14 protein-coding genes are annotated in these 12,520 nt (G+C 71.3%); 7 read left to right on the forward strand and 7 right to left on the reverse strand.

Annotated elements, in window-relative coordinates; translation table 11 throughout:
- Positions 1–134 precede the first annotated feature (134 nt).
- The 4 genes from ACYVOM_RS26550 to ACYVOM_RS26565 all read left to right on the forward strand — a co-directional run bounded on the left by ACYVOM_RS26550 (position 135) and on the right by ACYVOM_RS26565 (position 4,757).
- Positions 135–1,520, forward strand: a complete 1,386-nt coding sequence (locus ACYVOM_RS26550; protein WP_460306229.1) for a hypothetical protein — start codon at positions 135–137, stop codon at positions 1,518–1,520.
- 185 nt (positions 1,521–1,705) lie between these two features.
- On the forward strand, positions 1,706–2,596 hold the full coding sequence (locus tag ACYVOM_RS26555) for an immunity 49 family protein (protein ID WP_460306230.1): 891 nt from the start codon (positions 1,706–1,708) through the stop codon (positions 2,594–2,596).
- Between the two features lie 80 nt (positions 2,597–2,676).
- Positions 2,677–3,228: a TetR/AcrR family transcriptional regulator gene (locus ACYVOM_RS26560; RefSeq protein ID WP_460306231.1), complete on the forward strand. Its 552-nt coding sequence runs from the start codon at positions 2,677–2,679 to the stop codon at positions 3,226–3,228.
- Positions 3,229–3,347: 119 nt separating this feature from the next.
- Complete coding sequence (locus ACYVOM_RS26565) at positions 3,348–4,757, forward strand: DHA2 family efflux MFS transporter permease subunit (protein ID WP_460306232.1); 1,410 nt, start codon at positions 3,348–3,350, stop codon at positions 4,755–4,757.
- A 4-nt stretch (positions 4,758–4,761) separates the two neighbouring features.
- Here the strand turns inward: ACYVOM_RS26565 and ACYVOM_RS26570 are convergent, their stop codons facing one another.
- From ACYVOM_RS26570 to ACYVOM_RS26580, 3 genes are all read right to left on the reverse strand, one after another.
- Positions 4,762–6,453, reverse strand: coding sequence for a phospho-sugar mutase (locus ACYVOM_RS26570; RefSeq protein ID WP_460306233.1), 1,692 nt, complete (start codon positions 6,451–6,453; stop codon positions 4,762–4,764).
- Positions 6,450–7,247, reverse strand: a complete 798-nt coding sequence (locus ACYVOM_RS26575; RefSeq protein WP_460306234.1) for a purine-nucleoside phosphorylase — start codon at positions 7,245–7,247, stop codon at positions 6,450–6,452. The genes ACYVOM_RS26570 and ACYVOM_RS26575 overlap by 4 nt, the downstream gene beginning before the upstream one ends.
- 103 nt (positions 7,248–7,350) lie before the next feature.
- Positions 7,351–7,809 (reverse strand): gamma-glutamylcyclotransferase, encoded by a 459-nt coding sequence (locus ACYVOM_RS26580; RefSeq protein ID WP_460306235.1) that lies wholly within the window; start codon positions 7,807–7,809, stop codon positions 7,351–7,353.
- 54 nt (positions 7,810–7,863) lie between these two features.
- Here ACYVOM_RS26580 and ACYVOM_RS26585 point away from each other — a divergent pair, with 54 nt between their 5' ends.
- Complete coding sequence (locus ACYVOM_RS26585; RefSeq protein ID WP_460306236.1) at positions 7,864–9,252, forward strand: NAD(P)H-quinone dehydrogenase; 1,389 nt, start codon at positions 7,864–7,866, stop codon at positions 9,250–9,252.
- A 136-nt stretch (positions 9,253–9,388) separates the two neighbouring features.
- Here the strand turns inward: ACYVOM_RS26585 and ACYVOM_RS26590 are convergent, their stop codons facing one another.
- Together ACYVOM_RS26590 and ACYVOM_RS26595 are read right to left on the reverse strand one after the other, a co-directional pair.
- Positions 9,389–9,541 carry a hypothetical protein gene (locus tag ACYVOM_RS26590; RefSeq protein WP_460306237.1) on the reverse strand — a complete coding sequence of 51 codons (153 nt, stop codon included), beginning with the start codon at positions 9,539–9,541 and terminating at the stop codon, positions 9,389–9,391.
- Positions 9,535–9,753, reverse strand: coding sequence for a hypothetical protein (locus ACYVOM_RS26595; protein WP_460306238.1), 219 nt, complete (start codon positions 9,751–9,753; stop codon positions 9,535–9,537). Before ACYVOM_RS26595 ends, ACYVOM_RS26590 begins: the two co-directional genes overlap by 7 nt.
- Before the next feature lie 314 nt (positions 9,754–10,067).
- On the opposite strand from ACYVOM_RS26595, the gene ACYVOM_RS26600 reads away from it, so the two are divergent.
- Positions 10,068–10,874, forward strand: coding sequence for a helix-turn-helix domain-containing protein (locus ACYVOM_RS26600; protein WP_460306239.1), 807 nt, complete (start codon positions 10,068–10,070; stop codon positions 10,872–10,874).
- A complete protein-coding gene (locus ACYVOM_RS26605; RefSeq protein ID WP_460306240.1) occupies positions 10,871–11,059 on the forward strand; it encodes a DUF397 domain-containing protein in 189 nt (62 codons plus the stop codon). The genes ACYVOM_RS26600 and ACYVOM_RS26605 overlap by 4 nt, the downstream gene beginning before the upstream one ends.
- 48 nt (positions 11,060–11,107) lie before the next feature.
- On the opposite strand, the gene ACYVOM_RS26610 is transcribed toward ACYVOM_RS26605, so the two are convergent.
- Together ACYVOM_RS26610 and ACYVOM_RS26615 are read right to left on the reverse strand one after the other, a co-directional pair.
- Positions 11,108–11,638 (reverse strand): PH domain-containing protein, encoded by a 531-nt coding sequence (locus tag ACYVOM_RS26610; protein ID WP_460306241.1) that lies wholly within the window; start codon positions 11,636–11,638, stop codon positions 11,108–11,110.
- A gap of 136 nt (positions 11,639–11,774) precedes the next feature.
- Positions 11,775–12,383, reverse strand: a complete 609-nt coding sequence (locus tag ACYVOM_RS26615; protein WP_460306242.1) for a hypothetical protein — start codon at positions 12,381–12,383, stop codon at positions 11,775–11,777.
- Positions 12,384–12,520: the final 137 nt, after the last annotated feature.

Genomic DNA, 12,520 nt, shown 5'->3' on the forward strand with positions numbered 1-12,520 from the left:
GCATTGTCCTCTAAACATACTTGGAATACGAAATTACCCCAGAAGTGGCGCAGGCCACAGTAGAGGAAAGGGCGGTGCTGAGGCTTAACAGCGACTTTGCCAGCAGGTGGAAGGGGTTCCAGCAGGATGGAGGCATGAGATCACTGCGACTGCTGATCCTGGTGTTCGTCCTGCTCGTGGCAGGCGGCATCGGGTCGGCGGGCGCCCTCGCGGGCCCGTCCTCACGGGAGACGGCCGCGCGGACGGAGACGGTGCGGACGGAGACCGTGCGGACCGAGACGGTGCCGGCGGAGACCCCGTCCCCCGAGGTGATCTCCGCGCTGCGCGCCGACCGCTTCTACGCCGCCCCCGACCAGACCTCCCTGGACGCCGCGGGGGTCGCCCGGGTGAAGGCCGCGGTGCGCGACGCGTCCTCGCCGGTCTACATGATGGTCACCAAGGATCTCGGGACGGCGCAGGAGAGCAACCAGTACCTCTCGGCGGCCGCCAACGCCGTGGGCAGCACCGGCGTGTACGCGCTGCTGTCCGGGCGGCACTTCACCGCGGGATCCCTCGGCCAGACAGGGCTGCGCCGCGGACAGGCCGCCACCCTTGCCTCCCAGGCCGCGAGCGAGCACCGCGGCGACCCGGCGGCCGGCCTCGTCGCCTTCGTGAACGACGTGGACGTCGCGACCGGCAGCAGGCCGTCGACCACGAGCAGCGTCGCCACCTACGCGTTCCTCGGGCTGATCGTCGTGCTCGGCGTCGGCGGGCTCTTCTTCGTGCGCGCCTCCCGCAAGCGCAGGCGGATCGAGGACGCGCGGCAGATGGCCGAGCTGAAGAACGGCGTGGACGAGGACGTGACCCGCCTCGGCGAGGACATCGCGGGCCTCGACCTCGATCTGTCCGATCCGAAGGTCTCGGGGGAGGCCAAGACGGACTACACCCATGCCCTGGACGCCTACGACCGCGCCAAGTCCGCCGTGGAGACCGCCGCGAGGCCGGCCGACATGCAGCGGGTCACCGAAGCCCTGGAAGACGGCCGCTACTCCATGACGGCCGTGCGCGCCCGCCTGAACGGGGAGCCCGTCCCCGAGCGCCGCGCGCCCTGCTTCTTCAACCCCCAGCACGGCCCGTCCGTCCGGGACGTCATGTGGGCGCCTCTGGGCGGGCAGCCCCGGGAGGTCCCCGCGTGCGCGGCCGACGCCGAGCGCGTGGAGCGCGGCGACGATCCCGAGGCGCGCATGGTCGAGGTCGCCGGCCAGCGCCGCCCGTACTGGGAGGCGGGCCCCCAGTGGGCGCCTTACGCGGGCGGCTACTACGCCGGGTACGGCGGGCTCGGCATGCTCAACAGCATCCTCATCGGCACCGCCATCGGCTCCATGTGGGGCGGCGGGTTCGGCGGCGGCTACGGCCACGACGGCGGCGATTGGGGCAGCGGGGGCGGAGGCGACTTCGGCGGCGGCGACTTCGGCGGGTTCGGCGGTGGCGGCGGGTTCGGCGGCGGCGGCGATTTCGGCGGCGGTGGCGGCGACTTCTGATCGCGTCGTCGGCGGCGCGTTGCAGAATGATCATTCGGGACGATGTCCAAGACGAGCCGATGTCCAGGCGACCGGTTCGACGCGTCCCCTACCGAGATCTAACCCTGACCTTTCTGACGCGGCGTTGCGCGATGATCCTTCCGGGCGCCGTTCATCACGACCCCTCTCGACGAGCAGGAGGAGCCATGACGCAGCCTGCGGTGGTCATCGAACGCCATCCCCTTCCCGCGCAGGAGCCCGACGGCGTCCAGGCCGAGCTGGAAGCGATCCTGGACTCCCTGCACCGCTACCCCGGGGACCTGCCCTTGGCGTTCGGGATCGCCCAGTCCGTCCTGGCCGCCCGGCTCGTCGGCGATCCGCGGGGCGGAGGGCTCGAGTCGTGGCAGGCGTGCGTCACGGCGATGCAGCTCGGCCATGCCCTCTTCGACGTGGCCTCGGCGGCGGGGCCGGGCGGCGACCGGCGGCCGGTCACGCATCTGATCGCCGGCCGCGAGATCACGCTGCGCGCCGACGAGCCCCTGGCCTTCGGCCCCTCCCAGTGGGTCGAGGCGCTCTGGTACGCCGTCATCTGCCGCGAGAACGACCGGATCGCGGCCCTGTGCGCGGTCTCCGAGGAGACCCTGCGCAGCGGCGGCGCGGACCCCGACGCCTACGTCTGGGAGTGGGTCGGCACCCTCAAGATCCTCTTCCAGGGCGGGCCGGGGCTGATCCCGAAGCTGACCGCGACCATGAAGGCCACCGAGCCCGAGCTGCTGCGCGAGGCGACCCGCTGGCGCGCGCTGCGCGTCGACTACCCGCCCATCGACCTCCTCCACCGCATGCTGCGCGGCGACGCCGACAGGTTCAACGAGACCCTCGGCTGGGCTCTGGAGACGCATCGCGAGCACTGGACCGACACCTCAGAAGACGCCGGCCGCCCCTCGTCGCCCCGGGGCTCCTTCGCGCTCGGCCTGCTGGCCGTGGCCTGCCTGGCGCGAGGCTCGGACATCCCGGTCACCGTCGAGTCCGGCTACCTCACGCACTACTTCCTCCAGGCCACCTGGTACGGCGAGTTCCCGACGTCGATCCGCCGCTGAGCGAGGCGTGGCCGGATCCGGCCGGGCCGGGCGGTCCGGCGGCGTTGCGAAGTTAGTTATCAGCCACTAACTTTGCCCCTATGAGCCCGAGGATGAGCGCCGACGAGCGGCGGGAGAGCGTCGTGAACGCCGCACTGACGGAGTTCGCCCGCACCGGGTACGAGGGCACGTCGACGGAGACGATCGCCCAGCGGGTCGGGGTCTCGCAGCCCTACCTGTTCCGGCTCTTCCCCAACAAGCGCGCCATCTTCCTCGCGGCCGCCCTGCGGTGCGCCGAGAGGGTGCGTGACAGGTTCGTGGCGGCGGCCGAGGGCCTGGGCCCGGACCTCGACATCGAGGGCGTCAAGGACGCGCTCGGGGCCGTCTACGTGGATCTCATCGCCGACGGCGAGCTCGTCATGATGCAGATGCAGACCCAGGTCGCGGCCTTCCAGGCCACCCAGGCCGGCGACGCCGAGTTCGGCGAGGCGATCCGCGCCGGCTGGACCGACCTCATCGACACGGTCCGCGTGATCCTCGCCGGCGACGACGCCGCCACCGGCGCGTTCATGGCCCACGGCATGCTCATCAACACCCTGTTCGCCCTGGGCTACCCCCAGGACGACCGCATCTGGTCCTGCACCGAGTACTGACCCTCCGCACTTCACATCAAGTCCCAGCACATCAAGTCCCAGCAAGACCCCCCGAAGAGGACTGAAGCGCCCTCTGACGGCCCAGAAAGTTAGTGACTGATCACTATCTAGGAGCTGAGATGCGCAGCGAACGCGCGACCCTCGTCTGGACCCTCGTCATCACCGGCCTCGCGGGCTTCATGGCCTCGCTCGACAACCTCGTCGTCACCACGGCCCTCCCCTCCATCCGCACCGACCTCGGCGGCGGCCTCGAGGACCTGGAGTGGACCGTCAACTCCTACACGCTGACCTTCGCCGTCCTGCTGCTGTTCGGCTCCGCGCTCGGCGACAGGTTCGGCCGCCGCCGGGTCTTCGGCGCGGGCGTCGCCCTGTTCACCGCGGCCTCCGCGGCGGCCGCCCTCGCCCCCGGCATCGAGGCGCTCATCGCCGCCCGGGCCGTCCAGGGCGTCGGCGCGGCGGTCATGATGCCGCTGACGCTCACCCTGCTCACCGCGGTCACCCCGGAGAACCGCCGGGGCGTCGTCTTCGGGATCTGGGGCGCGATCAACGGCCTCGCCGTGGCCTGCGGGCCGCTCGTCGGCGGCGTCCTCACCGAGCACCTGTCCTGGCAGTGGATCTTCTGGCTCAACGTCCCCGTGGGCGTCGCCCTCGTCCCGCTCGCGATCCTGCGGCTGCGCGAGTCCCGCGAACCGGCGGGCCGGCTCGACATCACCGGCACGCTCCTCGCCAGCGCCGCGCTCTTCGCCCTCGTGTACGCCCTCATCCGCGGCAACGCCGACGGCTGGACCAGCGCGGCCGTCCTCGCCGGGCTCATCTGCGGGCCGCTTCTCCTCGCCGTCTTCGTCGCGTGGGAGTTGCGCACCCCGCACCCGATGCTCCCGATGCGCCTCTTCCGGTCGCGCGCCTTCAGCGCCATGAACGCGGCGAGCCTTCTGATGTTCGTCGGGATGTTCGGCTCGATCTTCCTGCTCAGCCAGTTCCTCCAGACCGTCCTCGGGCACTCGCCCACCGAGGCGGGCCTGCGGATGCTGCCCTGGACCGCGATGCCCCTGATCGCCGCGCCCATCGCGGGGATCCTGTCGGACCGGATCGGCGGGCGGCCCGTCGTCGCGGCGGGGCTCGCCCTCCAGGCCCTCGGGCTCGCCCTGTTCGCCCTGGTCGCGGCCCCGGACGTCTCCTACGCGGCCCAGCTCCCCTCGCTGATCATCAGCGGCATCGGCATGGGCCTGTACTTCGCGCCCGCCGCCGGGATCGTCATGGCCGCGGTCCGGCCCGAGGAGCAGGGCATGGCGTCCGGCGCGAACAACGCGCTGCGCGAACTCGGCGGCGCGATCGGCGTCGCGAGCCTCGCCGCGATCTTCGCCGGGCAGGGCGGCTACACCTCCGGCCAGGCCTTCACCGACGGCCTGATCCCTGCCCTGTGGGCGGGCGCCGCGATCGTCGCCGTTGGCGCGGCGGCGGCGCTGGTGATCCCGCGCCGCAGCCGCACCCCGCAGGCCGAGCCCACCGAACTCATGGTCGCCGCCTGAGCCGCTAGGGCAGGAGCGCCGCCAGGTCCGTCCGCAGGGACACCAGGGACTCGGCGGCGCTTTCGCGTGCTCCGGCGACGTCTCCCTCGGTGACGGGCACGACGACCTCAAGGTAGGACTTCAGCTTCGGCTCCGTTCCGGAGGGCCGGATGACGACCCGGGCGCCTCCGGCAAGGGTGAGCCGCAGCCCATCCGTCGGGGGAAGGCCCCCGACCCCTTCGGCGAGGTTCTCCACCGCCAAGACGGCCCGTCCGCCCAGCGCGGTGGGCGGCGACTTGAGCAGGACCGCGACGGCGCCGTCGATGAGCGCCCGGTCCAGGACGCGGACCGAGAGCTGGCTCGTCGCGTGCACCCCGTAGCGGCGCGCCTGGTCGTCCAAGAGGTCGAGCAGCGTACGGCCCTCGGCCTTCGCCTCGGCCGCGAGAGACGCGACGGCCAGGGCCGCGCCGATCCCGTCCTTGTCCCGCACCACGAGGCCGCCGGGCCCGCCGACGCTGTAGCCCAGCGCCTCCTCGTAGCCGTAGACGAGGTTCCGCCCTGGCCCTGCCGTCTCCGCGCCATCGGCGCGCATGATCCACTTGAAGCCCGTGAGGGTCTCGGCGGAGTCCACGCCGTGGGCCTCGGCGATCTTCGCCAGCAGCGCGGACGACACGATCGTGGTCGCGACCAGCCGGTCCTCGGACCCGCCCTGCGGCGGCGGGAACGCGTTCAGCACGTACTCGGCGAGGAGGCCGCCGACCTCGTCGCCGGTGAGCGCCCGCCAGCCGCCGCCCGGGAGCGGGACCGCCACGGCGCAGCGGTCGGCGTCGGGGTCGTTGGCGATCGCCAGGTCCGCGCCGGTCCGCTCGGCGAGCGCGACCAGCAGGTCCATCGCGCCCGGCTCCTCCGGATTGGGGAAGGCGACGGTCGGGAAGTCCGGATCCGGCAGGCACTGCTCGGGCACCGTGTACGGGGCCGCGAAACCGGCCCGGAGGAACGCCCGGATCAAGGTCTCCGCACCCACCCCGTGCAGGGGCGTGTAAGCGATCGAGACGTCACGGGAGCGTCCCAGCGGCAAGCCTTGCAGCCCGGCCAGGTAGGCCTCCTCGGCGTCCGGGCCGAGGATCTCCCATGTCGGGTCTCCTTCGCGGGCCTGCTCGGGCGGCACCCCTAGCGGGAGTTCGTCGACCCGTCCCACGGCGGCGATGGCGGCGGCGATCTCTGCGTCCACCGGCGGCACGATCTGGGAGCCGTCCGACCAGTAGACCTTGTAGCCGTTGTCCTGCGGCGGGTTGTGGCTCGCCGTCACCATCACCCCGGCGTCCGCGCCCAGATGACGCACGAGGAACGCCAGCACGGGCGTCGGCAGAGGCCGCGGGAGCACTCGGCAGCGCAACCCCCTCCCGGAAAGGACCGCGGCGGTGTCGGCGGCGAACCTCGCCGAGTTGTGCCGCGCGTCGTACCCGACGACGACCCCTCCGCCCCCGCGCGGGAGCACCGCGCCGAGGCCCGCCGCCGCGCGCATGACCGTCACCCGGTTCATCCGGTTCGGGCCCGCGCCGAGCGCGCCGCGCAGCCCCGCCGTCCCGAACTCCAGGACCGCGCCGAAGCGGTCGGCGAGGGCCGCGTCGTCGTCCAGAAGCGCTTCGAGCTCGGCCCGCGTCACCGGATCGGGGTCCTGGGCCAGCCACAGCAGGGCCCGCTCGCGCAGGGTCACAGCCGCTCCACCACGGTCTTCAGCAGCACGCCCATCCGGCCCGCCGCGGCCCGGCCCGCCTCCAGCACCTCGGCGTGGTCGAGCAGCGCGTCCGACAGGCCCGCCGCGACGTTCGTCACCAGGGAGACGCCCAGGACCTCCGCGCCGCCCTCGCGGGCCGCGATGGCCTCCAGGACCGTGGACATGCCGATCAGGTCGGCGCCCAGGGTGCGCAGCATCCGGATCTCGGCGGGGGTCTCGTACGTGGGGCCGCGGAAAGCCGCGTAGACGCCTTCGGCGAGCGAGGGGTCGGCCTCCAAGGCGAGGGCGCGCAGCCGCTTCGAGTAGACCTCCGTGAGGTCCAGGAAGGACGTGCCCGTGAGCGGGTTCGCCCCGCTGAGGTTGAGGTGGTCGGCGATGAGCACCGGGTCGCCTACGGACTGCGTCTCGGGGCGCAGCCCTCCGGCCGCGTTGGTGAGCACCACCGTCGTGACGCCCGCGGCCAGCGCCGTGCGGACGCCGTGGACGACCGGGTCCACGCCCCGCCCCTCGTACAGATGGGTGCGGCCGAGGAACACCAGGACGTTCTTGTCCCCCACCCGCAGCGCCCTGACCTTGCCGCCGTGGCCCGCGACGGCCGGCGCGGCGAAGCCCGGCAGCTCGGTGAACGCGATCTCGTGCTCGGGCTCGCCGAGCGCGTCGGCGGCCGGGACCCAGCCCGAACCCGTCACCAGGGCGACGTCGAACTTCGGGTAGGTCCGCGCGGTCAGTTCGGCGGCGGCACGGGCGGCGAGCGCATAGGGGTTGTTCTCCACCCGCCCAGCCTAGGGGCGGGATCGGAACCGCACGCGGCCAGCTCGGGGGGTCTGCCCGAACCTCCCAAATTCCCCCGACCGGGGATGCCTGGTTTGTTCCGTCCTACAGCTCGGTGCCCAGCGTGTCGCAGGGCCTTTCGCGTAGTTCCTTCACATAGATCTCCGGGGCGCCGGCCTTCTCGGCCGCGTCCGCGATGAATCCGATGAAGCGCGCCGACGGAAGGCCGCCTTCGTAGGCGTCGAGCACGTAGATCCAGGCGAGCTCCTCGCCGAAGAGGGTCTGCACCCGCACCCGGATCTTCGTGTAGAGGCCCTGCTCGTGCCCCTCCCACGTGTCGAGCGCCTGCTCGTCGAGTTCCGGGACGTCGTAGAGGGCCACGAAGACCTGGGAGGTGTGATCCTCGACAACCGTCGCCAAGGCCCCGTCCCAGCCGATCTCCTCACCCCCGAACGTGAGGCGCCAGCCCTGGAGCCAGCCCGTGTCGCGCAGCGGCGAATGCGGGGCCCGCAAGGCCATCTGCTCGGGATCCATGTTGGATGCGTATGCCGCGTACAGAGCCACGCTGACCAAGACTACCGGCCCATCCATCGACGACCTTAGGAAAGAATGGGCGATGTGAGCACGCGTATCGTAATTCTGGGTGGAGGGCCGGGCGGCTACGAGGCCGCGCTGGTCGCGGCGCGACTCGGCGCCGACGTGACCGTGATCGAGAAGGACGGGCCCGGCGGAGCCAGCGTGCTCTACGACTGCGTCCCGTCCAAGACGCTGATCGCGACGTCCGTGCGGATGTCGGTGCTGAGCGAGTCGGGCGCCCTCGGGGTGAACTTCGACGGCGGCGGCGACGGCGAGGTCGGCGGCGTCAAGGCGGACCTCGCGCTGATCAACAAGCGGGTGAAGGACCTCGCCCGTGCCCAGTCCTTCGACGTGGCCGACCGCCTCGGCTACGAGGAGGTCAAGATCGTCCGCGGCGAGGGCAGGCTCGACGGGCCCCGCACCGTCGTCGTCGGCGACCGCCGCATCGAGGCCGACGTGATCATCGTCGCCACCGGCGCGACCCCCCGCGTCCTGCCCGGCGCCGAGCCCGACGGCGAGCGCATCCTCACCTGGCGCCAGCTCTACGACCTGCCGGAACTGCCCGAGGAGCTGATCGTGGTCGGCTCCGGCGTCACCGGAGCGGAGTTCGCGGGCGCCTACCTCAGCCTCGGCTCGAAGGTGACTTTGGTCTCTTCTCGCGACCGCATCCTCCCGTCGCAGGACGCCGAGGCCGCCTCGGTGCTCGAAGAGGTCTACCGGCGGCGCGGCATGAACGTCATGGGCCGCTCGCGCGCGGGCGCGGTGGAGCGTTCCGGCGACGGCGTGATCGTCACCCTTGAGGACGGCCGCAAGGTGCACGGCTCGCACTGCCTGATGACGGTCGGCATGGTGCCCAACACCCGCGGGATCGGCCTTGAGGCCGCCGGGGTGAAGCTCGGGCGCGGCGGCTACGTCGAGACCGACAAGGTCTCGCGCACCTCGGTGCCGAACATCTACGCGGCCGGCGACTGCACGGGCATCCTCGCGCTCGCGTCCGTCGCGGCGATGCAGGGCCGCATCGCGGTCTGGCACGCGCTCGGCGAGGCGGTCCAGCCGCTGAAGCTCGGCTGGGTCAGCTCCAACATCTTCACCGACCCCGAGGTCGCCGCGGTCGGCGTCACCCAGGCGATGGTCGACAACTGCGAGGTCGACGCCCGCACCGTGATGCTCCCCCTCGACACGAACGCCCGCGCCAAGATGCAGGGCTTCGAGGACGGCTTCATCAAGCTCTTCTGCCGCCGCTCCACGGGCATCGTCCTCGGCGGCGTCATCGTCGCCCCCCGCGCCAGCGAACTGATCATGACCCTCGCGGTCGCCGTCCAGCAGCACCTGACGGTCGACCAGCTCGCCCACACCTTCACCGTCTACCCGTCCCTCTCGGGCAGCATCCAGGAGGCGGCGAACCGCCTCACGGTCGACTCGGCGTACTGACCCGACGGGCGGCAAGTCCGACCGGCGCGGCCACGGCCTGCTCCGCCCCACACGCGCGGTGGGCCGATGAGCGGCGGGTGCGCGTGAGCGGGAAGGGCACCGCGGGTACCGCACGGTACGCCCGTCCGAGACGCGGTCAAAGGCGGTGGTGGCGGCCCTTGGGCTGGAAGTCCTCGTAAAGGACGGTCGCCAGGGCTGCGAAAACGCCCAAGGCCATCGTCGTGAGGGCGACGGTTCCGGCCAGCGCGCCGGGAGTCGCCGTGAGGGTGTCGTACAGGGCTCTCAGCATGTCCGCCGCTCGATCCGGGATTGGGCGGCGAGAGACGCGGCAAGGGCTTCGGGGGTCTCCTCGATGAGGGTCATGGCGAGCCCCGCCCCGAGTTCGTGCGCGGTGAGGTGGTAGCGGTCGCGCCGGGTGGCGATGACGAGCGCGCTCCGGGGATTGGGACGGATCATCCAGTCGGGGTGGCGCTGCTGGAGTTCGGTGAGATCGGGCGTCATGCCTGCTCCTCGGCGTTTATCGGCGGTTTCGGTGACGACATTGACATGACGGGGTTACTGTCGGCTACGCACCTTGGTACTACCGGATGCACCCGTCGACGCACCCACACCGGCACCCAGAAACAAGGTGCATCCGATTTGGGGGCCTTTCGCGCCGCCGTCCGACCGCGCCGACAGATCGCGAAAAGGACGTCAGGCGAACAAACGGACGATCATCGGGCTCGCGGCGCTGCGGGAACGGGCACGGAAAATGCCCTGCACCCAAAGGCACCTCGGCCCGCACCCAGCGCTGACCTGCAGGGGAAGGAGCGGCGGTGAGCAGCAACGCCGAGGCAGCGAGCTTTCAGCGTGCTTTCGTGAACGAACTGAGGGCCCGGCGCGAGAACGCCGGGCTGTCACGCGCCAAACTGGCCGACGCGCTCGGCTGCACCCGCCAGTGGCTCGACAAGGTCGAGACCCTGGAACGCCCGCCCTCCGAGCCCCTCGCAGGCGACCTAGACAGCTTCTTCCCGACAGAAGGCACCTTTCACCGCCTCTGGACGGAGATGACGGACGCTCGTCGGCGCAGTCTCATCCCACGCGGTGTCCTTCCACTCATCGAGGCAGAGCCGGACGCCCGGAAGATCTGGATTTACGAGCCGATGCTGATCACAGCGCTTTTCCAGACGGAGGCGTATGCGAGGCTGGTCATCGAGGCCGGACCACGAGCCGACCGCGTGGACGAACTCGTCTCCATACGAATGGAACGCCAGAAACTGTTCGAGAAGGAAGAACCGCCCGTCGTGATCCTCGTGATCAGGGAGGCGGTGATCCGCGATCTGCCCGCGGCCGTCCGAGTGGAACAGTGCGAGCGGCTGCTCGCCTTGGGCGGTCGCGCGAACATCTGCGTTCAAGTGCTACCCCGCGACGCGCTGGTCTTCCACCCGGCAGGTTTCCAGATTCTCCACTTTGACAGCAAGCCGAGCACCGCCTATATGGAGGGAAGCGCGGGCAAGGGGCAGTCCTTCACCTCGCCCGACGAGGTTCGGGATCTCAGCGTGCTCCACGATCTCGCCAGAGGCGAAGCGCTCTCGACCCGTGAGTCCGCTGCACTGATACGCAAGATCATGGAGGCGGGATGAACAGCGAACCCGAGCCGGCACCGTGGCGTAAGAGCTCAAGGAGCGACTCCATCGGCAACTGCGTGGAGCTCATGGGCTTGGGCGATTCGGTCGGTGTGCGGGACTCGAAGAATCCTGGGGCGGGTCTTCTCGTCGTGCGGAAGGGCGCGTTGCGGCGGCTGGTGTGGGGCGCGCGTTCGCGCTGAACGTTCTGGGCGACGTGGGCGTGCGCTGCGCCCGGGGGCGATCGGGTGTCAGACGAGGGCGGTGATCACCAGGAGGGCGAGGGGGGCGAGGACGGCGGCCAGGGCCGGGACGGACCAGGTGGAGCGGGCTTCGGTCCCGGGAATGGCGGGGGCCGCGGCACGGAGTTCTTCGAGCTCCTGCGCGGCGAAGGTGACCGGGGTGCGGGAGGCGAGGTCCTCGGGCTTGGCGCGGGAGGCCGCGGCGGCCTTGCGGGCGGACACCTGGACCGCCCAGGACTCGACGCGGGCTTCGCCGTACTCGAAGAACAGCGTGCGGCCGGTGCCGATCCTGCGCACGGCCCGCCACGGGATGGCGGTGGTCCTGAAGGGATTGTCCACGGTGACGCCGGTCTCGTCGCCGCGCACGCGGGGGCGCAGGCCGACCACGTAGGCGATGCCGCAGGTCAGCAGCAGGACCGCCGTGACCACGAGGGACGCCTTGTCGCGGCCGCGCAGCGCCAGGTCCACGAAGTTGACCGCCGCGAACACCAGCCACACCCAGCCGAGCACCCGACCGGTCCGGGACCTGAACACCTTCATCGCACCAGGCTATCGACGGCCGGGCGCGATCCGGCCCCGCCCGGCCCCGGGAGCCCGAGCGGACAGAGCCCGGCCGGGCGGGACCCGGTCAGAACGACGCCCGGCCCCGGACGAGGCCGGGCCCTGGGCCGAGCCGTCAGGCGCGGGCGAAGGTGTAGTTGAAGGTGCCCGTGTGGACGAAGCCGCCCGAGTCGCCGCTGGTCCTGCGGGTGATCTTGAACGTCTTCTTGGAGCAGGTGTAGTCGCCCCTGGTGACCGCGAGGGAGTCCCAGTAGCGGCTGGGCTTCGTGGCGGTCCTGAGCGGCTCGTCGACGTCGTAGGTGATGCCCTCGGCCATCGCGGGCGTGGTCTGGGTGTAGGTGGCCGTGGCGTCGCCCTTGGCGGTCCTGTTCGCGATGGTGAACTTGCCCTTGGTGTTGCCGGTGCGCGTCAGGCCCGCCGTGAAGGAGCCCCGGTAGATCTCGTACCCGCCCGACCCGTCGTATCCGAACGAGATGTTCTGCCTCGTCGCCTTCGCGAAGTCGAGCGTCACGGTCTTCGGCCCAATGATCATCCGGGTCCCGGTGGAACCCTCGTGCGTCGTCGTGACCTCCTTCTCCTCGAACGTCCCCTCGAAGACGACGCTCTGCGCCGTCATCGTCCAGGTCCCGACGGCACACGGCGCCGCGGCCCCCGCCGCCCCGCCTCCGGCGGCCGCCAACCCCGCGACCGCCATCCCGAAAGCCATCGCACCGGCTCGGAACATGAACCCTCCCCGTCACTCGCAGTAGTCAGGAGCACCCTGCTTACACCCCTGCTCCGCGGCCTTCGGGGCCGTCGCCGAATCGGGCACCGGAGGTTCGCCCGGCATCAACGGGAATGCCGACGCATCTTTGCGTCGGC

It is taken from the genome of Actinocorallia aurea, from assembly GCF_054783995.1.